Raw genomic sequence first — 19,396 nt, 5'->3', positions numbered from 1 at the left:
ATGAAAAACAAACTGTATGTCATCAACGGCAAGACCTATCTCTCCCATATTAACGATGAGGTCCACCTGTATGGGCTCCTCCACCAGCTCGCTTTTCTGGCTGGCCGCATCAAGGATGAGGAGGATGTGTTCCATGTGCTGGATACGGCGAAGCGGTACGGTGAGATCGCCGAGGAGAAGTTCCAGAGCTGGGGCATCCCCGGCCGCTACCTGGTGTTCGGCGACCCCAAGGATTTGAAGGGGCTCATGGACAAGGAGCTGGACGAGGTGGAGGTGGTCCCGGAGGAGGAGCCGAAGCCCAAGAAATATCGGGATGAGTACATCATCCCCGGCAGCGGTTTCCGTATGCTGGTGGGCGACATCTACAACCTGATCGTTCTCTATCACTCCCTGGCTCGCTGCCTGTCGGAGGCGGAGACGGAGAAGGATTTTCTCCGCTTGAAAAAGCGGGCCGGCAATTATGAGAAAGAGATGAAGCGGATCTACCGTAGCCTGGGGCTCCCGGAGGGCAGCGGCGTCGCCCATGATACCCTGGAGGAGGCCATCATCAAGCGTCATAACCTGATTCCGCTGGAGGAAGTGGAGGACGATCCCCAGGATGACGGTCTTGAAGGGGATGAGGTATGGAGCGACTGACCCATGTAAGCCTGTTCTCCGGCATCGGCGGTCTGGACCTGGCGGCGGAGGCAGCCGGATTCGAGACCGTTTGCCAATGTGAATGGGCGGACTACCCCTATTCTATCCTAGAGCGGCACTGGCCGGATGTGCCGAAGTTCCGGAACATCACCACATTCACGAAGGAGGCGTTTTTTGAGAAAACAGGACTTGAAACAGTCACCATCATTTCCGGCGGCTTCCCCTGTCAGCCCTTTTCCACCGCAGGAAAGCGGCGGGGCTTTGCGGATGAACGCTACCTGTGGCCGGAAATGTGCCGCGTTATTGCCGAACTGCGGCCCCGTTGGGTGCTTGGGGAAAATGTTGCTGGCTTCATCAATATGGGGCTCGACAAAACGATTTTTGACCTGGCAAAAGCGGGATACGCTGTTCTCCCATTCGTATTTCCGGCTTGCGGCGTCGGCGCATGGCATGAGCGCCAGCGAACTTTTATCGTCGCGGCTGATGTTTCCCACGCCCCTTGCCTCCGACAAATCCACCTGCCGGGACGCTGCCAACCTGGATGTGTTCCTGTCGGACAACGGGATCTTCCGAAAGCGGAACAAAGATGGGACGATCTGGAGCCTGTCCCTGTCGGCGGCGGTATTCTACCTGACGCCGGCGGCGTCGGAGGGCTACCGTTCCACCCTGAAACCGACGGCCTTCCGGGGCAAATCCCCATCCTCCAACCTGTCAGCCCAGGTGATCCACCAGGAGCAGCCCCTTTCCGAGAAGGCGGCGCTGAATCCCGATTGGGTGGAATGGCTCATGGGCTTCCCGCAGGGATGGACGGACGTATCCTCTGGGCCAGCGAGCCGGAGGGCGTCCCCCGCATAACCGAGGATACGAAGGATCGGGCGCTGCGGCTGAAAACCCTGGGGAACGCGGTCTGCCCGCCTCAGGCCTATCCCATTTTTCACTACATTTCCCTGATAGAGACCGGGGCGTGCGCCAGCATCTGCCCCTTCGGAGGAGGTGACGGATAAATGCAGGAATGGAAAGCCTCCGAAAAGGAGGCGCAGAAGATGACCCGTGATGGGGCCATCTCGGTGAACTTGGTGACTGGCGAAGCCACCCATATTTCGGACCGTCCCCCGGAGCAGGATTATTCTTCTGCGGATGAAACGGCGGGGGCATTGAACCGGGCGGCGGACGAGGTGGTGGGACACCGGGAACGCCGACAGGCGAAAAAGGCGCGGCGAAAGCGGCGCGACACCTTTCGGGAGGGTGAGGCGGCCAGGGACCGCCCTTCCTCCCGTTTGCAGTTTTCCGAGACAGACCAGGCGGCACCGGAACTGAAAAAGGCGATCCGCAAGTCGGACAAGGCGGCGGATCGGCTGGATGCGGCGAAAGCTGCTGTCCCTGTAAAGCCTCCTGGCAGGGAGCATGGCAACCCATTGTCCCGGCCGGTGCAGGAAATACGGTCCACCCTCCACGGCGAAGTGAGCAAGGTGGAGGGCGATAACTCCGGTGTTCAGGCCGGCCACCTGGGAGAACGGCAGATTGAGAAGGCCGTGGGCTATGGCAATCGGCGTTTCCATCAGGCGCGTGCGGACCGGAAACTGAAACCCTGGCGGGATGTGAAGCGGGCGGAGCAGGTAGCGGTGAAAGCCAATGCCGATTTCTACTGGCGGAAGTCCGTCATGGAAAATCCCCAGCTTGCGTCCAGTAACCCCATCTCCCGCCTTTGGCAAAAAAAGCGGCTGCAAAAGCAGTATGCCGCCGCACATCGGGCAGGAACCGGCGCGGCCCAGGCTGCGGGAAAGGCATCCCAGGCCGCCGCTTCCGCAGCGAAAAAAGGCGGCGGGACCATCGCCCAGAAGCTGGGCGGGCTTGTGACGAAGAACAAACACACCCTTCTCATTGTGGGAGGGATCGGCTTGATCCTCATGCTCATCATGGGGCTGATGCAGTCCTGCACTTCCATGTTCGGGGGCGGGACTTCCGGCCTGGTGGCGTCCTCCTATCTCTCCGAGGACGCGGACCTGACCGGGGCCGAGGCCGCCTATTGCGGGATGGAGGCGGAGCTTCAAGAATACCTGGACACCTACGAGGCCACCCACGACTATGACGAATATCACTTTGACCTGGACGAGATCGGGCATGACCCTTATGTGCTGCTGTCCATCCTGTCGGCGCTCCATGAAGGGGTGTTTACCCTGGACGAGGTGCAAGGCGACCTGGAAATGCTCTTTGACAAGCAGTACATCCTCACCGAAACTGTGACCACCGAAACAAGGTATCGGACGGAAACCCGGACAGACAGCGAGGGCAACGAGTACGAAGTGGAGGTGCCATACACCTGGTATATCTGCACCGTCACGCTGGAAAATTTTGACCTCTCTCATGTGCCGGTCTACATCATGGGCGAGGATCAGCTTTCCATGTACGCCGTGTATATGTCCACCCTGGGCAACCGGCCGGATCTGTTTCCGTCCTCCGGGTATGTGGGCAAGTACATCGAGAACCCGCCTACGGCCTGGGACATCCCCGCCGAGTACCTGACGGATGAACGGTTTGCTACCCTCATCACCGAGGCGGAGAAATACCTGGGATACCCCTATGTGTGGGGCGGGAGCAGCCCGGAGACATCGTTTGACTGTTCCGGCTTCGTCAGCTATGTGCTGACCAGCACCGGCCTGTGCAATACCGGGCGGCTGGGCGCCCAGGGGCTCTACAATATCTCCACGCCGGTATCCGACCCCCAGCCCGGTGATTTGGTGTTCTTCGTGGGCACCTATGACACCAGCGGTATCTCCCATGTGGGTATTTATGTGGGCGATGGGATGATGCTGCATTGCGGAGACCCGATTTCCTACACCAATTTGAATACAAGTTACTGGCAGTCTCACTTTTATGCCTACGGCCGGCCGCCGTACAACTGATGGGAGGTGAAGCACACATCAATATGGTTTCCTATGGGGGCGGTGTCAACAGCACCGCCCTTTTAGTCGGCCTGCACCAGCACCGTATCCCGGTAGACCTGATCCTCTTTGCGGATACCGGGGCGGAGCATCCCCACACCTATGCCTACCTGGACATCATGGACCGCTGGCTGAAGGACCACGGGATGCCGCCCATTACCAGAGTGTATAAAACCACGCGGGACGGAAAGCGGCTGACCTTGGAACAGGAGTGTTTGCAGAGCGGCACCCTGCCTTCTATGGCCTATGGCTTCAAGCGGTGTTCCCTGAAACACAAGATCGGGCCGCAGGAAAAGTTCTGCAACCATTATCCGCCCTGCCGGAAGGTGTGGGCGGCGGGCAAACGGGTGGTCAAGTTCATCGGCTACGACGCCGGCGAAGGCTACCGCAGCGACAAGGTGCTGCTGGGGGATCTGGCCGACCCCAAGTACAGCAAGTGGTATCCCCTGATGGAATGGGGATGGGACCGGGCGGCTTGTCAGCAGGCCATTGATGATGCGGGGCTTCCCCAGCCGGGCAAGTCCTCCTGTTTCTTCTGCCCCAGCATGAGGGCGGAGGAGATCATCCGGCTTCGGGACCACCACCCGGACCTGTTCCGGCGGGCCATCGCGCTGGAGGACAACGCCCGTCCCAATTTGAAAACGGTCCAGGGCCTGGGCCGCAACTACTCATGGAAAGAACGGTTTGGAAAGGAGAATTGCACACATGGCAACTGTTGAAAAAATCCGCCGAGACATCGAAAAGACCAAGGAAAAGATCTCTGAGCAGCAGAAGCGCCTCCGCTCTCTGGAGGCGCAGCTTGTGGAGGAGGAGAACCTGGAGATCGTCCGCATGGTCAAGGCGGTGAAGATGGACAACCGGGAGCTGACGGCCTTCCTGAAGGCATACGCCAGCGGCCTCATCGCCCTGCCGGAGGGCATGATGGAGGCGGAGGCGTCGGCTGACCCCGGCGAGAACGAGATGGAGGACGCCGAGTATGAAGAATAAAACGATCATCCGCCTGTTTACGGCGGCGCTGGCCGTGGCGCTCTGTGCCACGGCCTTTGCGATCCCTGCCTTTGCCGGCGGCGGGGAGGGTGAACCTTACTACACCGAAATGGAGGCAGACCTCACGGAGGATGACGGGACCCCGGAAATCACGGTTTCCGATGATGAAGATACTGCCGGCGGCGATAATGCGGAGGCCGGCGGTGACACCCTGGACCAGCTCACCGAACTGTTGGGTAGCCTGGGAACCGTGAGCGTCACCGAGGATGGCATCCTGTTCACTCCCAACCTGGAGGGGCTGGAGCCCTTACGAACCGGCACCGTGACCACCTGCGGCGGCAATCTGAATGTCCGCACCGGCGCAGGGCTGGACAATGACGCCTTCACCCAGCTTCCCAACGGGGCGCAGGTGGAAGTCATCGGCACCGAGGGCGAATGGGTCAAGGTGCTTCTGCCGGAGCGGGAGGGCTATGTTCATTCCGATTACCTGACCATCACGGATACGGGCAGTTTTTCCCTCTCCCTGGATGGGGCAGACCTCTCCGCTTTGCTGGAACTGCTCCCCTCCGGCCTCTCCGATGGCGGAGGAGCCGCCCTCACTCCGGACGGGAACCTCTCCCTTATCGACGATCTGGGTGGGGCTTCCTCCGGCAAACAGTTCATCACCGTGGAGACGAAGGGCGGCAATGTGTTCTATCTCATCATCGACCGGGACGATGAGGGGGCGCAGACCGTCCACTTCCTGAACCAGGTGGACGAAGCCGACCTCCTGGCCCTGATGGAGGATGGCGAAGTCCAGGAGACCCCGGCGGTCTGCACCTGTACGGAGAAATGCCAGGCCGGTGCGGTGAATACCGCCTGCCCGGTTTGTGCGGTGAATATGAGCGAGTGTGCCGGGAAAGCGCCGGAGGAGGAACCAGAGCCTGAACCGGAGCCGGAGAAGGAGTCCGGCAGCAGCGGCGCCCTGGTATTGATCCTGCTGCTGGCGGTGCTGGGCGGCGGCGGAGCCTTCGCCTATATCAAGTTCATCAAGCCCAAACAGGGCGCAAAGGTCAGCGCCGACCCGGACGACTATGATTTTGAGGATGAGGAGGAATATATTAACGAGGATGCCCCTGAACCGGAAGAAACGGAGGAAACGAAATGAAGCTGGTGATCTGCGAGAAACCGAGTGTTGCAAAAGCCGTTGCGTCGGCCCTGGGTGTCACATCCAGGGCCGATGGCTGTTTTGAAGGGAATGGGCTCATCGTTTCCTGGTGTGTGGGACACCTGATGTCCCCGATGGATGCAGCCGGGTATGACCCCGCCTATAAGAAGTGGAAGTATGACGACCTTCCCATCCTGCCGGAGCCCTTCCGTTATGTGCTGGCGAAGGGCAAAGAGGACGCTTTCCAGAATTTGAAGCGCCTCATGGAGCGCCCGGATGTGACGGAGCTGGTCAACGCCTGCGACGCCGGGCGGGAGGGCGAGCTGATCTTCCGGCTGGTCTATGAGGCTGCCGGATGCTCCAAACCCTTCTCCCGCCTCTGGATTTCTTCGATGGAGGACGCGGCGATCCGGGAGGGCTTTGCCGACCTGCGCCCCGGCGGGGCCTATGATCCCCTGTATCAGTCGGCGCTCTGCCGCCAAAAGGCGGACTGGCTCATTGGTATCAACGCGAGCCGCCTGTTCTCCGTCCTATACCATCGCACCCTGAATGTGGGGCGGGTACAGACGCCCACCCTTGCCATGCTGGTGGACCGGGACAGCAGGATCACCCTGTTCCGGAAGGAAAAATACCATCATGTGCGCCTGGCGCTGGATGGGGCCGAAGCGGTGTCCGAGAAGATTACTGCCCCGGAGGAGGCGGAGAGCCTGCGGGTGGCCTGTGCCGGGGCTTCGGTGATTTGCACCTCCGTCACCCATGAGAAGAAGAAAGAGGCGCCGCCCAAGCTCTACGACCTGACCACTTTGCAGCGGGAGGCAAACCGGGTGCTCGGTTACACGGCCAAGCAGACCCTGGACTACGCACAATCGCTGTACGAGAAGAAGCTGCTGACCTATCCCCGGACCGACAGCCGGTATCTGACGGTTGATATGGCGGAGACCGCCTCTGTGGTCCTGCATCTGGCGGCGCGGGTGCCGCCCTTCGATGTTTGCCCGGACTTCTTCCCTGATGTTGCGGCGCTGGTGAATGATGGGAAGGTGTCCGACCACCACGCCATCATCCCCACGCTGGAGCTGGAGAAAGCCGACCTGTCTGAACTGACTGTGGGAGAACGGAACACCTTGCTGTTGGTGTGCCGGGAGCTGCTGTGTGCGGCGGCGGAACCCTATGTGTATGAAGCGGTCACGGCCGCTTTTGATTGTGGTGGACACACCTTCACCGCCAAGGGGCGGCGCATCCTCTGCGAGGGCTGGCGTGAGATCGACCGCATTTTCCGCGCCTCCCTGAAGGAGCAGCCGGAGGACGAAGCGGAGCCCATCGCCCTGCCGAACTTCACCGAAGGCCAGACCTTTGACCAGGTGGATGCCTCTGTTACCGAACACTTCACCGCCCCGCCCAAGGCGTACACGGAGGACACCCTTCTGGCGGCGATGGAGACCGCCGGAAAAGACGATATGCCGGAGGACGCCGAGCGCAAGGGCCTAGGCACCCCGGCGACCAGGGCGGCGATCCTGGAAAAGCTGGTGGCGGCCGGATTTGTGGAGCGCAGAGGCAAAAGCCTGATTCCCACCAAAGCGGGGATCAATCTGGTTACAGTCCTGCCGGACACCTTGACCTCTCCCATGCTCACGGCGGAGTGGGAACAGAAACTGACCACCATCGCCAGGGGCGAGGGAGACCCCACCGCTTTCATGGCGGGGATCTCTGAAATGACGCGGGAACTGGTAAAAACCTATTCCCATATCTCCGAGGAAGGTCAGAAACTGTTCGCCCCGGAGCGGGAGACCGTGGGCCTCTGCCCCCGCTGCGGCAAACCGGTCTACGAGGGCAAAAAGAATTTTTACTGCTCCGACCGCTCCTGCCGCTTCGTGCTGTGGAAGGATGACCGCTTCTGGACCTCCCGCAAAAAGGAGCTGACCCGGAAGATGGCTGCCGACCTGCTGAAGAAGGGCCGCACCTCCGTCAGGGGGATGTGGTCTGAAAAGAAGGGCGCCGCTTATGACGCGGTGGTGGTGCTGGATGATACCGGCGAAAAGTATGTCCGCTTCAAACCGGAGTTTCCCAAGCGAAAGGAGGGTGTGAATGGCAAAAAGTAAATCGGATATTTCGCTGAACAATCTGAAAGCAATGCTCCCCCAGGAGGGGGAACCTGCGGAGCAGGAGGCAACGCTTCGAGCTCTGTCCTCCCTCTCCCCGGAGGATAGGGATCTCCTGGCCGCTGTGCAGGAGTCTCCCTTCCGCCTGACCACTTTGGAGCAGTTCCGAGAGTTTCCCGCCAACACGGAGTATTTCATCCTGGAGGACAACATCAGCAAAGTGGAGGATGTGGGCTGGCGCTATCTGGCGCAGCATTTGGACATCCTTCTGCCCCCGGAGCTGCTGGACGCCATTAATCCCGTTCCCTTCGGCAATCATGCCATGCAGGAGGAACAGGGGTGCTTCACCAGTAAAGGGTATCTCACCCTCTCCGGCGACGAGTGGGAGCACGAGCGCCCCAGGGAGAGACAGACAGAGAAAAAGCCCTCCATCAAGGAACGGCTGGAACAGAGCCGGAAAGAATGTGCTAATCAGAGCAAGGCGCGGCCCCATCGGGAAAAGCCTGCGCCGGAGCGATAAGGAGGTGTCGCTATGCCCCATTATGACTATGACAAAGATTATCCCTTTGCCGCCTTCATCACCAACCTGGGCAAGTACAACGAGGGCGCCCTTGTGGGCGAATGGGTGAAGTTTCCCACCACGGCAGAGGAACTGAAAAAGGTCTTTGAGCGCATCGGCATCGGCGCGAAGGATGACTTCGGGCAGACCTATGAGGAATGGTTCATCACGGACTACGATTGCTATGTGGACGGCCTCTATGACCTGCTGGGTGAGTATGCCAACCTGGACGAGCTGAACTACCTGGCCTCCAAGCTGGACGACATGAGCCAGGATGAATATGAGCGGTTCCAGGCGGCCATGGAGATCGGCGACCACACGGGCAGCATCCAGGAACTTATCAACCTGACGGAGAACCTGGACTGTTACGATGTTTACCCCGACATCCACGACCACGACGATCTGGGCCGGTATTACATCGAGGAACTGGACGCCATGCAGGTGCCGGAGCATCTGCGCAACTACATCGACTATGAGGCCTACGGGCGGGACATCGCCCTGGAGGAAAGCGGCCAGTTCACCGACCTGGGCTATGTGCGGGACACCGGGGACAGCTTCCATGAGTATTACGATGGCGAGCGCGGCAGCATCCCGGAGGAATACCGGGTGATGACCTTCCAGGATGACATTCCCGAAGAAGAAATTTCGGAATGGGCCATGGACCTTGCCTACGATATGGACGAGTTTTTCCGGCAACACGACCCGCAGTATGCCGCCGAGCACCCGGAGGAACACGCGGCGAAGGAAGAAATCTACGAAAATCTGATGGCCGGGCGTATCTCTGCCCTGGACGAGAAGCTGGCCGCCCTGGGGCAGACCCAGGAGGACTATCTGCCTTCGGAGATCGAGAAGTTCAAGGACGCCACCGGCTATGAGGAATTTCTGGATGTAGACCCCCAGGCGATCCGGGAGGCCATCGAAAACCCGGATCAGTCCCATGTGGACGAGATGCCGGCCTTTGCGGAACAGGCAAACCGGGAGTATGAGGCGGAGTTATATGGGCAGCAAGCGGCGCCTACCCCGGACGACCGGGAGACCGGCGAGACGGTGAGAACCCCCAGGGGCACCTTCCATGTGACGGATATGAGCCGGGAACAGATGGAGGCGGCCGGATACGGTTTCCACCATGAGTCCGAGGACGGGAAATATCTCATCATGGCCAACGGTAGCCGCGCTTTTGCCATCCCCAGCGGAGCCGCCCCCGAACATACCGCGCCGGAGAAGCTGACCGTCCTGGTGGTGGAGCCCATGAAGGAGCCCTATGTGAAGGAGATTGACCCTGGCCTCCATGCGCTGCAAGCGGAAGTAGGCGGTGATATTGCCGCCTCCTATCCCTTTGACGATCCGGTGGGGCTGGTGCTGAATGACGAAGGCAAGCTCATCGGTCTGGACCTGAACCGTTCCCTCCGGGACGAGCATGGGGAGATTTACGACATTGTGGCTGGCACATTCCTGGTGGTGGGTCTCGGCGAGGAGTCCTTCACCTCTCTGTCCCCGGAACTGGCGCAGAAGTACATGGAGCACTTCAAGCAGCCGGAGCAGTTTATCAACCTGAACGGCCAGATTGTCGCCCTGCCGGTGGAGCCGGAGAACCCTCTCCGCACCGCTGAAATGACCCTGGAGGATGACTATGGGATGATCGACGGGATCATCAACAACGGCCGCCGTGGTGAGGAACTGGAGAAAGCCCAGGATGAGGCGCGCAGGACCACGCCGGAGAAAAAGCCCTCTATCCGGGAACGGCTGGAGGACGCAAAGCGGGAGTGCGGCGAGCGCAAGCCCCCGGACAAGGCTCATCAGAAGAAGCCCCCGGAGCATGACTTATGAGCCGGAGCAAGAAATGGCGCCTGGAATGGTCGTTCTTCCTGGGCGAGAACGGCAGGCGTCAGTATAACAAGCTATGCAAGGGTTGTGTCCATCCCTGCAAGCAGAGTTTTCGGGCGGTGGTGGTGTCCTGCCCGCACTACCTTTCTCTCCGTTCTAAAAAGTGCGGCAATTAGTGTTCAAAACAGGCGAAGAAACAGCCTGTGGCGGCTTTTCCGTGTAGGGGCAGTATGATTTCCCATGCGGGGCGGCAGGGCGTTTCTGCATAGGAAAAACGCCGGATTTTCACCTTTTGTCAAGCAAAATGGGAGCGTCAACATCGGATGCAATTATCCGAGGTTGGCGCTCCCATTCTTTTTTTGTTCTGGCTGCGTCGCAGTCGATCAGTCATCCTCTAACAGCTTGGAGGGCGGGATTTTCAGTACTTGGGCGATCTTGAACAGTGTTTCAAGAGATACGCCACGGATCGTACCCGTCCCTTCCACCTGACCAACGAAGTTGACACTTTTCCCGATCCTCTCCGCAAGGACCTCCTGTGTCAGCCCCGCCTTTTTCCTGTAATATGCGATCTTCAAGCCCAGAGTGATATAGCGTTCTGGAAACTCCGTCTGCATAATATCACCTCCTGATATTATGCTACCAACAAAGCAGATAAATTATAATTGAAACCAATTAGAGGATTATTTACTTCAAATCAATGTTTATATATAATGAGAAGTGGATTATTTACTTTGTTGGAGAGGCTGGCTTGAAAATGGCGAAGATAGAACCGTGAACATATTTACTGTTAGTTTTTTTGGACACCGGATCATCCCGGAGTTTCGTGAGGCGGAGGATCGTGTGGAGGCGCTGGTTCATGCGTTGCTTTTGGAAAAGGAGTATGTGGAGTTCCTGGTCGGACGGGACGGAGATTTTGACCAGATCGTTTCCTCCGCTGTCAAACGCCAGCAGCGGCTTGTCCGGGATGACAACAGTTCCTTGGCCTGGATACTGCCATATCCCACGGCGGAGCTGCGCAACAATATGGAAAACTTTGAAGCCTATTATGATGAAATCGAAATATGCAGTAGCGCGGCCAGTAGCCACCCGAAAGGTGCTTTTCAAATTCGCAACCGGCAGATGGTGAAGCGAAGCGACCTCGTTGTATTCTATGTGGATCATACAGGCGGCGGAGCTTATCAGACCATGCGCTATGCGCAGAAAGAAAAAAAGAATATACTTAATCTTGCTGAAGAAGGATACGGAGAAAAAGAATGAGCGCCATCATCATTTCGGTGATGGCGCTCATTTTCAGTAGCAGTAGTAGGCGCTGTGGGAATGTGCGTAAACGGTCAGAGGTGCGGAGCTGTGGGAAACGGTGTTTGCGGGCTGTGGGAAAGCTGGCAGCTTTTCCATCGGGCCGTGAATATCTGTTTTCCATCGGCGGAGCGGCCGTTTTCCACATTTCCATAGTGTAGTCATCCCACAATCAGGCGGTAGATGGTAAGGGGCACATACCAGGCAGCTATCAGCAGCCGCCAAACCAGGACAAAGCCCCCGATGAGACCGCCAATGACGAAGTTTAGTACGAACAGCGCGGCGCCGCCGCCCAGGGAGCCGCCGCCCGGCACAATCCAGACGCACATCCGATGGATGCCGAAGGGCAGGCCGCAGAGTATCCAGAGCCAGAGAAGATCCAGCTTTCCATCCCTTACGCAGGCGGATTTGAAAATGCAGTACAGAAGCCCGGCGATGGCAACGGGCAAAACTGCCTTCTTGAAAAAAACCTTGATGGCCTCGGTTCTCGTCATTTGTGCCACCTCCATTCATACCTTCATTATACAGGCAAAATCCAAACAAGCCCAGGGGCATTTGCTAAATTTAGAAAAGCGTACTACCAGCCCTATTCAAGTTCGTTGCTCCGCTGCCTCTGCGGTTCCGCCTCTCTCGGCTTTTCCAGCAGGGCCTCCACATTCTGGCGAAGGGTGTCATACTCCCGTTCCTCCCGTTGAGCTTTTCGATATTCCGATTGCAGGGCGGTCCGCCTGGCGGTAAGTTCATCCATTTCGGCCCGGAGTCGCTGGGCGGCGGGCAGGGGTACGGCGTTCAACCGTTTCAGTTCCCTTGCCGCCGCCTCGAACAGGATGATCTCACTCTCATGCCCCCGGAGGAATTTCTCCTTGTCCCTGGACTGGCGGTATTGGTCATACAGGGGGCGGAGCTGGCGATAGGTGGCAGCGTGCTTCATAGTGAGGGTCAGCCGCTCCATTTCCTTTTCGGCGGTTCGGAGATCCGCCTTTATCCTGGCGGTGGCGGCTGCCGCCCCATCGCACCGCTCGGACAATTCCTCCAAACTTCCAATGCCATGCTCCGTCAGGAAGTTCAGCGTTTCCGCTGCCCGTTTTAGGTTCTCAATAGTTGCCCAATGTTTGTAGCCGGCACTCTGCTGGGCTTTGATATTGTTCTGGATGTCAATGAGCAGACTGGGCCTCCCGGTGCGCTGTTTCGGCTGGCGGGAAGGACCTGGCCTGCCGGCGATCCGGGCGGTCAGAGCTTCCTCCGCATAGTCCGCACCCAGGGTTTTCAACCGGGTGAACCGCTCTTGACCCGGAGCCCTGGCGGATATGTACTTGCCCCGTTTCAGTTCGTACCCTTCCCGCTGGAGGCGGCGGAGCAGATCCTCCAAATCGATACAGCCGGGCAGCAGCCGGTCGATGGCGGAGCGGAGCTTCGCCTTGTAGCTGGTGCCGCTCTGTTCCGCCTGATGCTCAATGTAGCTCTTGCCCTTGTCTTGACCGGGGATAATGACGGACAGGCCATGCTCTTTGCAGATACGGTCGCTGGTGCGGCGGATCTCATGGTAGCTTCTCTTGTTGGAGTGGTAGTGCCGGTGATCCTGGAAACTGACCGCATTGAAGATCAGGTGATTATGGACGTGGTCCTTGTCAATGTGAGTGGTGAGGACAAATTCATACTTGCCGCCCAGGACCTCCCGCGCCAGCTCCATGCCGATCCGGTGGGCTTCCTCCGGTGTGACCTCCCCAGGCTCAAACGCCTGGATGAGGTGCCGGCCCAGGTTCGTTCCCTTGTCGATGGCGTGGCGGCGGGTCCAGTCAAATTCGATGTCGGCGGTCTCGGCGGTGCAGCCGAAGGAGGATACCAGCAGTTTCCCGTCCGTCTTGTCGGGATTGCAGATATAGTCAATGGCGGCTTTCAGCGTTGACTTAATAGGATGCGTCTTTGTAACTGCCATATCTGATCCAGCCTTTCCCGGATTTCCTCCATATCGGCCTGATAGGTGGGGCCTCCGGCGTTGACCCGCTTGGCGATCTGATTGATGTTCCGGCCAATGGAGCCCAGGGCTTTCGTCATTTCCTTGATGTCGGTGGTGTCCACCTGGATGATATATCCGTCAATCGCCATCTTCCGCAGATATGCCCCATACCTCTTTGTCGGGAGCTGAGCCATCTTTTCGTCAATGAGCCGTTTTTCTTCCTCCGTCACCCAGAACTTCATCTGTATATTCCGTTTTCTGTTTGCCATCGTGGTATCTCGCCTCTTTTCGTATCAGGGTTTGGGATGTTCCCAACAAGCATTTTTTGGGTTTAGGGGCAGGGTTCCCTAAAGCCAAAAATCGCAAACGGGTACTCGTTTGCTGTGCTTGCTATCTACTCCATACCCCCACCGAAAGGCGGTATTTGTTGCGCGTTCCTTTGATTTTGGACGCAAAAAAAGATTGCAGCCGCCATGCGCTGCAATCTCCCGATTTCTCATATTGTGAGGTTAATCCTCTGCTTTTTCGACTTCCGTTATCTCCCTTGCTGTTGCGGTTACAATCCGTATGCCTTTATCGCTCATACCGTCCAGCAGCGCGTCAAGCTGCCGCCGCCCGGTGGATTTCTCCGCATTGCTGTTCGGGAAGAAAAATTGATCTACCGAAATATGATACCGGGTTACAAGGTCATAGAATACCTGTAAACTCGGCTGTTGTCCCTTGTTCTCGATATTCGCAAGGTAGCGCGGGGAAATATATAACTCGTCGCTTACCTTTTTGCGGCTCTCGCCGTATTCATTTCTCGCGGCTTTTATAGCTGCCCCGAAAGCCTTAAAGTCGTACAATGGTACGGGTCTTTTTGCCATTTTCATTCACCCTGTTACATTTTACAGTTCACCTTTCTTTTTGGATATGTCCACACAATTCATATCATTAGGTTAAATACTTCCTGTTGTGTATTGACAGTAGACTGATTTTCTGATAAAATAAAATTTATGTAAAAGGAGGCGGCGTTTATGTTGCATAGCATGCGTATTAGATAAGCATTGAAAAAAAGGATTTTCCCATTTTCAACATGGGCTTTTTTGTCATGCTTATTTTGCGGATGCTATACAAAAAACTAACGACGTATAGATATAGTATAGACATAGTGCAAGCTATGCCTTAGTTTTGTTGTACTGCTCTGTGCATTATAAATGCAGGTCAATGCTCATGTTGAGGATTGACCTGCATTTTTTTGTGTAAAAAGGACGAGTGAAATATAATGCTTAAAAAATATTGGATAAAATGTCCGATTTGTAACGGAAAGACGAGAGTTCAAGTATTTCATAATACTGTATTAAAAGATTTTCCTCTTTTCTGCCCTAAATGCAAATTGACGCATATCATTGATGTAGAAAAATTAGAGATTGTAATCAAAAATACAGAAAAACAAACTTTTATTATTTAGAAGAAAGGATATAAAAATGAAACGTTTACCTAAATATACGCCTGCGGAAGTACGGAATGATCCATACGGATTTACTTACAAAGAAATGTCGGAAGTTATTGGCGAGAATGAAGCAAAAGCCTTATATGAAGAATTATATAAGCAATTACCACGCAAAAAAAATCTATCAATGTTGGTAAAAAATATTTGCAAAAGCAGTGATACTGAAAAGTATGTTTACGAACTGAAAGACAACAAATACATTGAAACGGTTTTTATCAAGCGGCGAGATGGTGGAACTGTTTGCGTGAGCACACAAGTCGGTTGTCCTGTTGGTTGTATTTTTTGTGAGTCCGGGCGAAATGGCTTTGTTCGTAATCTAACATCGTCAGAAATCGTACAACAGATTATATTGTTGCGTCGAAAAGTAAACCGTATCGTTTTTATGGGTATGGGAGAGCCTTTATTCAATTATGACAACTTGATAAAAGCAATCCATATTCTCCGAGATAGATATGGGCTCAACTTTCCAACCGACGGCATTACCATATCAACAGTTGGTCCGGTCGATCAATTAAAAAAATTGCGCGAGGAACATCTTAAAATTCAGTTGACAATATCTTTACACGCAGCAACACAATCTGCAAGAAATCGTATTATTCCTCACATGCGCATATATGCTATTGAAGATGTTGTTAAGCAAGCCTTATCCTATTCTGAAAGGCATAATCGCAAAATTGTCTTTGCGTATTTGCTTTTACCGGGTATAAATGACCGGCCCTCAGATGTAAGACAACTTGCAAAATGGTTTCGGGGCAAAAAAGTTATGATTAACGTGTTACAATACAACCCAACAAGCAATTCAAGAATTAAAGCACCACAGAAACGGGAAATAGTTGCATTCAAACATCAATTAGAGCAAGCAGGACTTGAAGTTACTATGAGAGTTTCTCATGGCAGAGAGATTAACGCGGCTTGTGGACAGTTAGCTAACACATATAATAAATTCAAAAAAAAATGATTAAAAGTGCCAGACGCATAGACGCAGAGCCGATAACGCATTAGGTCAAAAAACCTATGTGTTATCGGCTTTTTTATTTAATATTGCGCAAAAGCCGCTGTTCCCTATTATAGAATGGATTGCGGGTAGTGTATTAAAGTCGCCCTTTTTTAAGGATACGGCGGTATCGGGGAGGTATCGCCGTGTCCATTTTTATTTACTGTAACCCGCCTAATGCTTTGCGGTCAAAAAAAGCTATGCTCCGCAAGCGGGATATTCCGGCTATGAGTATGAACTGTCAATACATCTAAATACTTCTTACATTTCCTTTGCGCTCGTCCGCGTCTTGCGGACGGGCGCATTTTGCTTTTTTCAACTTTTTTCTGAAAAACGCACTCAAGAGCCATCTCCCGAACGGGTACGGAGCGAAAGGGGCAGAGAGGACAAGCCCTTAACTCCCGTCCTCTACTCCACGCGGGAAGGAGGTGAACTCTATGGAGCTATCTTCTTCCGACAAGGAAAGAATACAACATCAGTACGACGCATTAGCAAAGAAAACTTTGGTTGGCGAAGCGAAAAGCCACCGCCGCACTCTTGCGAAACGCGCAGCACGCGAAGTACCTTTTTCGGATTTGAGCGAAAGCGAACTCGCGCAGCTTTTCACAACGGACGAATACAAAAGCGATTATTTCCGTTTTCAAGTGTCCGGCTTTGATGTACTCGTCAAAAATGAACTGCTTGCCGAAGCCCTTAACGCTTTGCCCGAAAGGAAACGCGACATTATCCTTTTGTCCTACTTCTTGGACATGAGCGACGCGGAAATTGCTGAACTGCTGAATGTTGTACGCACGACGGTTTTCCGGCACAGGAAATCCGCGCTTGCGAAAATCAAACAGTATTTGGAGGGAAAAGCAGATGATGAATACCGTTAGGAAATCTGAAAATCTGTTGCCGTTCCCTGTCATTTCCGCAGCGGCAAACGGCGACACAACCGCCATGTGCGCGATCTTGAAGCATTACGAGGGTTACATAGCGAAACTTTGTACCCGCACGCTGAAAGACGACGCGGGCAATACCTATTCCTATGTGGACGAGGAAATGCGTAACAGGCTGCAAGTGCGCCTTATTACCCGCACTCTTGCGTTTCATGTAGGCTAACTCTTTAAGCCCATGCGGGGAGCGTGTACCCCTTTCCACGCTTCCCGTTATGGGCTGTTTGTCGTTCCGTAAAAGCATATCGGAAACGGTATGCTTTTACAGGCTGACAAAGCCTTATTGTTCCTTGATAAAGAAAGCCCGGCGGGAGGCCTCCGGCGCAGCATAAGGCAGACGGATACGATCTGTCTGTGTGGAGCCGGTCGGCCGGTGCGCCACGACCCTGTTGCAAGTCCGCAGGACGGGACCCCTACCAAACAGGTGAGCGACAAAACCGAGCCGTAAAACAGGTGTGGCAGCCTGTGGGCGAGGATGCGCAGACAGGATAATGAGACTCCCGCGTTGAACGCCCTCAAAGCATTGCGCGGCGCACCCATCAGCATGGGCCGGGGTGAGATTCCCGTGGAGCTGCGGCCAGCAGCCATCCGTTTTCTGCCTCTTTCTTTTTAAGTAATCCTGTTGCTTTTGAGTTTATGGATAATTCATAAACTTTTTGATTAGCAGCAGACAAACCTGGAATGGCGCGTTAGAATGAGGATAGGCAAGTTATGACTTTCCTTCAACGCGCCGTTCTTGTTTAAGAAAGGGGGCTGCCATGTCACAAGCATGGAACGGTACGAAGAAGGAGTCCCCGGAGCGAAGAACTTATACGGTGGAGGACATTACTCAAATCCTGGGTATTGGCCGCACATCCGCTTATCTTCTCGTGAAGGAAGGACACTTTAAGATCGTACGAATTGGCAACGCCATACGCATTTCCAAGCGGTCATTCGATGAGTGGCTGGAGTCACTTGACCTATGACTTAGAAAGGAAGTATCGTTATGGCTTCGATTATCAAACGGAAAAAGAATTATTCCATCGTCTACAACTATACGGATGAAAATGGTGAGACCCGGCAGAAATGGGAGACCCGCACCTCTTACCAGGACGCATTGAAGCGCAAGGCGGAGGTGGAAAACCAGCAGTTCACGGGGACCTTCCTTCCGCCCAGCAACCAGACCATCGCAGAATTTCTTTTGGACTTTGTTTCTCTTTATGGGGAAAAGAAGTGGGGCGTGTCCATGTACGACAGCCAAAACTCGCTGATTGCCAACTACATCAACCCCATCATCGGGGATATGAAGGTGCAGGATGTCACCCCGCGGGTAGTGGACAAGTACATCCAGACCCTGCAAAAAACCCCGGCGGTGAATACCAGGACCCATCACGCAAAGACAGACCTAGTCACCAACGCCACCATTGAGAAGATTATCAAGCTCCTGCGCTGCGCTTTCAAGCAGGCAGTACGGTGGGAGCTGATCGCCAAGAACCCCTTTGACAATGTGGTACTGCCCAAGACGGAGTATAAGAAGCGGGACATCTGGACCGCCGATATGATCCGCACCGCCCTGGATCAGTGTACGGACAGCAAGCTCTATGTGGCGATGAACCTGTCCTTTGCCTGCTCCTTGCGGATGGGTGAGATCCTGGGGCTGACCTGGAACAATGTCCACATCTCCGATGACGATATTGCCGATGACAACGCCTATGTTTTCATCGACAAGGAGCTGGCGCGGGCCTCCAAGCGGGCCATTGAGATGCTGGGGCAGAAGGACGTCTACCATGTGTTCACGCCTCTGTTCCCCAACACCAGCACCAGAGTCATCCTGAAAAAGCCCAAGACGGATTCCAGTATCCGCAAGGTGTGGCTGCCTAAGACGCTGGCCTACATCCTGCGGGAATGGAAAAATGCCCAGGATGAGCTGCGGGGCTTTCTCGGTGACGAGTATCAGGATTATGACCTGGTAGTGGCGCTGCCCAATGGCCGACCCTGCGAGGACCGCATCATCCTGAAGGAGTTTGAGAAGCTGCGGGAGAAGGCAGGACTGCCCAGGGTGGTCTTTCATTCCCTCCGTCATTCCAGCACCACCTACAAGCTGAAACTGAACCATGGCGACCTGAAGGCCACCCAGGGCGACACGGGCCATGCGGAGATCGACATGATTACCAGCGTGTATGCCCATATTCTGGACGAGGACCGCAAGATCAACGCCCAGAAGTTTGAGAGCGCCTTCTATGCCAATCCCAACCTGCGGGCGGTCCGCCCGCCGGAGGAGCCGAAGGAACCGGCACCGGCGACGCTCGACCTGGAGGCCCTGGTGGAACAGCTCCGGCAGTCGCCGGAACTGGCAAATACCCTGGCTGCGTTGCTCTCGGCGGCACCGGGCGGCAGGTAAGTCCGAAAACTCCAATTAGCAAAGATGGGATTTTTCTTAGCAAGGACGTGGAAATCGTTCGTTTCTTCTTAGCAGGATATACATTGCAGCGCATAAAATTCTCTCGGTCCCAAACGAGCAAGAGACCGGGAGAAGCAAAATAAAAAACGCT

22 protein-coding genes and 2 pseudogenes are annotated in these 19,396 nt (G+C 55.2%); 19 read left to right on the top strand and 5 right to left on the bottom strand.

Annotated features, from left to right (window positions below; genetic code table 11):
- The 10 genes and pseudogenes from B5E53_RS09355 (at window position 1) to B5E53_RS09315 (ending at window position 10,194) form a co-directional block, all read left to right on the top strand.
- A complete protein-coding gene (locus B5E53_RS09355; RefSeq protein ID WP_087314363.1) occupies window positions 1–636 on the top strand; it encodes a hypothetical protein in 636 nt (211 codons plus the stop codon).
- A complete protein-coding gene (locus tag B5E53_RS09350) occupies window positions 624–1,640 on the top strand; it encodes a DNA cytosine methyltransferase (RefSeq protein ID WP_087314361.1) in 1,017 nt (338 codons plus the stop codon). The genes B5E53_RS09355 and B5E53_RS09350 overlap by 13 nt, the downstream gene beginning before the upstream one ends.
- Window positions 1,641–3,539: a C40 family peptidase gene (locus B5E53_RS09345; RefSeq protein ID WP_087314359.1), complete on the top strand. Its 1,899-nt coding sequence runs from the start codon at window positions 1,641–1,643 to the stop codon at window positions 3,537–3,539. It begins immediately after the preceding gene.
- 17 nt (window positions 3,540–3,556) lie between these two features.
- Complete coding sequence (locus tag B5E53_RS09340) at window positions 3,557–4,297, top strand: phosphoadenosine phosphosulfate reductase (protein ID WP_087314517.1); 741 nt, start codon at window positions 3,557–3,559, stop codon at window positions 4,295–4,297.
- Window positions 4,284–4,565 carry a DUF4315 family protein gene (locus tag B5E53_RS09335; RefSeq protein ID WP_087314357.1) on the top strand — a complete coding sequence of 94 codons (282 nt, stop codon included), beginning with the start codon at window positions 4,284–4,286 and terminating at the stop codon, window positions 4,563–4,565. The genes B5E53_RS09340 and B5E53_RS09335 overlap by 14 nt, the downstream gene beginning before the upstream one ends.
- Window positions 4,555–5,043, top strand: a pseudogene (locus B5E53_RS20115) (SH3 domain-containing protein); the annotation flags it as partial. The gene B5E53_RS09335 and the pseudogene B5E53_RS20115, both read left to right, overlap by 11 nt.
- 117 nt (window positions 5,044–5,160) lie before the next feature.
- Window positions 5,161–5,712: pseudogene (locus B5E53_RS20110) on the top strand (DUF4366 domain-containing protein); the annotation flags it as partial.
- Window positions 5,709–7,808 (top strand): type IA DNA topoisomerase, encoded by a 2,100-nt coding sequence (locus B5E53_RS09325; RefSeq protein WP_087314353.1) that lies wholly within the window; start codon window positions 5,709–5,711, stop codon window positions 7,806–7,808. The pseudogene B5E53_RS20110 and the gene B5E53_RS09325, both read left to right, overlap by 4 nt.
- A complete protein-coding gene (locus B5E53_RS09320) occupies window positions 7,795–8,328 on the top strand; it encodes a hypothetical protein (protein ID WP_242963615.1) in 534 nt (177 codons plus the stop codon). Before B5E53_RS09325 ends, B5E53_RS09320 begins: the two co-directional genes overlap by 14 nt.
- 12 nt (window positions 8,329–8,340) lie before the next feature.
- On the top strand, window positions 8,341–10,194 hold the full coding sequence (locus B5E53_RS09315; RefSeq protein WP_087314351.1) for an antirestriction protein ArdA: 1,854 nt from the start codon (window positions 8,341–8,343) through the stop codon (window positions 10,192–10,194).
- A gap of 380 nt (window positions 10,195–10,574) precedes the next feature.
- Here B5E53_RS09315 and B5E53_RS09310 read toward each other — a convergent pair whose 3' ends face one another.
- Entirely contained in the window at window positions 10,575–10,805 is a 231-nt protein-coding gene (locus B5E53_RS09310; RefSeq protein WP_006573024.1) for a helix-turn-helix transcriptional regulator, read from the bottom strand.
- A 157-nt stretch (window positions 10,806–10,962) separates the two neighbouring features.
- Between B5E53_RS09310 and B5E53_RS09305 the strand changes: the two genes are divergently transcribed.
- Both B5E53_RS09305 and B5E53_RS09300 read left to right on the top strand, forming a co-directional pair.
- Window positions 10,963–11,448: a hypothetical protein gene (locus B5E53_RS09305; RefSeq protein WP_204245515.1), complete on the top strand. Its 486-nt coding sequence runs from the start codon at window positions 10,963–10,965 to the stop codon at window positions 11,446–11,448.
- Window positions 11,445–11,648, top strand: a complete 204-nt coding sequence (locus tag B5E53_RS09300) for a hypothetical protein (RefSeq protein ID WP_087314349.1) — start codon at window positions 11,445–11,447, stop codon at window positions 11,646–11,648. The genes B5E53_RS09305 and B5E53_RS09300 overlap by 4 nt, the downstream gene beginning before the upstream one ends.
- Here B5E53_RS09300 and B5E53_RS09295 read toward each other — a convergent pair whose 3' ends face one another.
- The 4 genes from B5E53_RS09295 to B5E53_RS09280 all read right to left on the bottom strand — a co-directional run bounded on the left by B5E53_RS09295 (window position 11,649) and on the right by B5E53_RS09280 (window position 14,310).
- The gene (locus B5E53_RS09295; RefSeq protein WP_087314347.1) at window positions 11,649–11,981 is read right to left on the bottom strand and encodes a DUF6050 family protein; all 333 of its coding nucleotides are present in this window, start codon (window positions 11,979–11,981) and stop codon (window positions 11,649–11,651) included.
- Window positions 11,982–12,073: 92 nt separating this feature from the next.
- A complete protein-coding gene (locus B5E53_RS09290; RefSeq protein WP_087314345.1) occupies window positions 12,074–13,423 on the bottom strand; it encodes a relaxase/mobilization nuclease domain-containing protein in 1,350 nt (449 codons plus the stop codon).
- Window positions 13,384–13,713 carry a plasmid mobilization relaxosome protein MobC gene (gene mobC / locus B5E53_RS09285; protein WP_087314510.1) on the bottom strand — a complete coding sequence of 110 codons (330 nt, stop codon included), beginning with the start codon at window positions 13,711–13,713 and terminating at the stop codon, window positions 13,384–13,386. The genes B5E53_RS09290 and mobC overlap by 40 nt, the downstream gene beginning before the upstream one ends.
- Before the next feature lie 240 nt (window positions 13,714–13,953).
- Entirely contained in the window at window positions 13,954–14,310 is a 357-nt protein-coding gene (locus B5E53_RS09280) for a helix-turn-helix transcriptional regulator (protein ID WP_002584957.1), read from the bottom strand.
- Between the two features lie 398 nt (window positions 14,311–14,708).
- Here B5E53_RS09280 and B5E53_RS09275 point away from each other — a divergent pair, with 398 nt between their 5' ends.
- The 7 genes from B5E53_RS09275 to B5E53_RS09245 all read left to right on the top strand — a co-directional run bounded on the left by B5E53_RS09275 (window position 14,709) and on the right by B5E53_RS09245 (window position 19,245).
- Window positions 14,709–14,894 (top strand): cysteine-rich KTR domain-containing protein, encoded by a 186-nt coding sequence (locus tag B5E53_RS09275; RefSeq protein WP_003431289.1) that lies wholly within the window; start codon window positions 14,709–14,711, stop codon window positions 14,892–14,894.
- A gap of 16 nt (window positions 14,895–14,910) precedes the next feature.
- A complete protein-coding gene (rlmN, locus tag B5E53_RS09270) occupies window positions 14,911–15,894 on the top strand; it encodes a 23S rRNA (adenine(2503)-C(2))-methyltransferase RlmN (protein ID WP_002584956.1) in 984 nt (327 codons plus the stop codon).
- A 473-nt stretch (window positions 15,895–16,367) separates the two neighbouring features.
- Complete coding sequence (locus B5E53_RS09265; protein ID WP_003502131.1) at window positions 16,368–16,805, top strand: sigma-70 family RNA polymerase sigma factor; 438 nt, start codon at window positions 16,368–16,370, stop codon at window positions 16,803–16,805.
- A complete protein-coding gene (locus tag B5E53_RS09260) occupies window positions 16,789–17,031 on the top strand; it encodes a helix-turn-helix domain-containing protein (protein WP_002604473.1) in 243 nt (80 codons plus the stop codon). The genes B5E53_RS09265 and B5E53_RS09260 overlap by 17 nt, the downstream gene beginning before the upstream one ends.
- Before the next feature lie 309 nt (window positions 17,032–17,340).
- Window positions 17,341–17,478 carry a hypothetical protein gene (locus B5E53_RS19260; RefSeq protein WP_162611879.1) on the top strand — a complete coding sequence of 46 codons (138 nt, stop codon included), beginning with the start codon at window positions 17,341–17,343 and terminating at the stop codon, window positions 17,476–17,478.
- 145 nt (window positions 17,479–17,623) lie between these two features.
- Complete coding sequence (locus B5E53_RS09250) at window positions 17,624–17,830, top strand: helix-turn-helix domain-containing protein (protein ID WP_003510854.1); 207 nt, start codon at window positions 17,624–17,626, stop codon at window positions 17,828–17,830.
- A 20-nt stretch (window positions 17,831–17,850) separates the two neighbouring features.
- A complete protein-coding gene (locus B5E53_RS09245) occupies window positions 17,851–19,245 on the top strand; it encodes a site-specific integrase (protein ID WP_204245514.1) in 1,395 nt (464 codons plus the stop codon).
- Window positions 19,246–19,396: the final 151 nt, after the last annotated feature.

This window comes from Eubacterium sp. An11, from assembly GCF_002161065.1.
GTDB classification, from domain to species: Bacteria; Bacillota; Clostridia; order Lachnospirales; family Lachnospiraceae; genus Anaerobutyricum; species Anaerobutyricum faecale.
Note: the sequence above shows the minus strand (reverse complement) of the source record. Positions and strands in the feature narration are given on the sequence as shown.

Coding starts and splice junctions, on each gene's coding strand:
- B5E53_RS09280 (WP_002584957.1), bottom strand. CDS start 14,310: ATGGCAAAAAGACCCGTACCATTGTACGACTTTAAGGCTTTCGGGGCA.
- B5E53_RS09245 (WP_204245514.1), top strand. CDS start 17,851: ATGGCTTCGATTATCAAACGGAAAAAGAATTATTCCATCGTCTACAAC.
- B5E53_RS09250 (WP_003510854.1), top strand. CDS start 17,624: ATGTCACAAGCATGGAACGGTACGAAGAAGGAGTCCCCGGAGCGAAGA.
- B5E53_RS09260 (WP_002604473.1), top strand. CDS start 16,789: ATGATGAATACCGTTAGGAAATCTGAAAATCTGTTGCCGTTCCCTGTC.
- B5E53_RS09320 (WP_242963615.1), top strand. CDS start 7,795: ATGGCAAAAAGTAAATCGGATATTTCGCTGAACAATCTGAAAGCAATG.
- B5E53_RS09295 (WP_087314347.1), bottom strand. CDS start 11,981: ATGACGAGAACCGAGGCCATCAAGGTTTTTTTCAAGAAGGCAGTTTTG.
- B5E53_RS09345 (WP_087314359.1), top strand. CDS start 1,641: ATGCAGGAATGGAAAGCCTCCGAAAAGGAGGCGCAGAAGATGACCCGT.
- B5E53_RS09290 (WP_087314345.1), bottom strand. CDS start 13,423: ATGGCAGTTACAAAGACGCATCCTATTAAGTCAACGCTGAAAGCCGCC.
- B5E53_RS09355 (WP_087314363.1), top strand. CDS start 1: ATGAAAAACAAACTGTATGTCATCAACGGCAAGACCTATCTCTCCCAT.
- B5E53_RS09300 (WP_087314349.1), top strand. CDS start 11,445: ATGAGCGCCATCATCATTTCGGTGATGGCGCTCATTTTCAGTAGCAGT.
- B5E53_RS09315 (WP_087314351.1), top strand. CDS start 8,341: ATGCCCCATTATGACTATGACAAAGATTATCCCTTTGCCGCCTTCATC.
- B5E53_RS09310 (WP_006573024.1), bottom strand. CDS start 10,805: ATGCAGACGGAGTTTCCAGAACGCTATATCACTCTGGGCTTGAAGATC.
- B5E53_RS09265 (WP_003502131.1), top strand. CDS start 16,368: ATGGAGCTATCTTCTTCCGACAAGGAAAGAATACAACATCAGTACGAC.
- B5E53_RS09325 (WP_087314353.1), top strand. CDS start 5,709: ATGAAGCTGGTGATCTGCGAGAAACCGAGTGTTGCAAAAGCCGTTGCG.
- mobC (WP_087314510.1), bottom strand. CDS start 13,713: ATGGCAAACAGAAAACGGAATATACAGATGAAGTTCTGGGTGACGGAG.
- B5E53_RS09350 (WP_087314361.1), top strand. CDS start 624: ATGGAGCGACTGACCCATGTAAGCCTGTTCTCCGGCATCGGCGGTCTG.
- B5E53_RS09275 (WP_003431289.1), top strand. CDS start 14,709: ATGCTTAAAAAATATTGGATAAAATGTCCGATTTGTAACGGAAAGACG.
- rlmN (WP_002584956.1), top strand. CDS start 14,911: ATGAAACGTTTACCTAAATATACGCCTGCGGAAGTACGGAATGATCCA.
- B5E53_RS19260 (WP_162611879.1), top strand. CDS start 17,341: ATGCGCAGACAGGATAATGAGACTCCCGCGTTGAACGCCCTCAAAGCA.
- B5E53_RS09335 (WP_087314357.1), top strand. CDS start 4,284: ATGGCAACTGTTGAAAAAATCCGCCGAGACATCGAAAAGACCAAGGAA.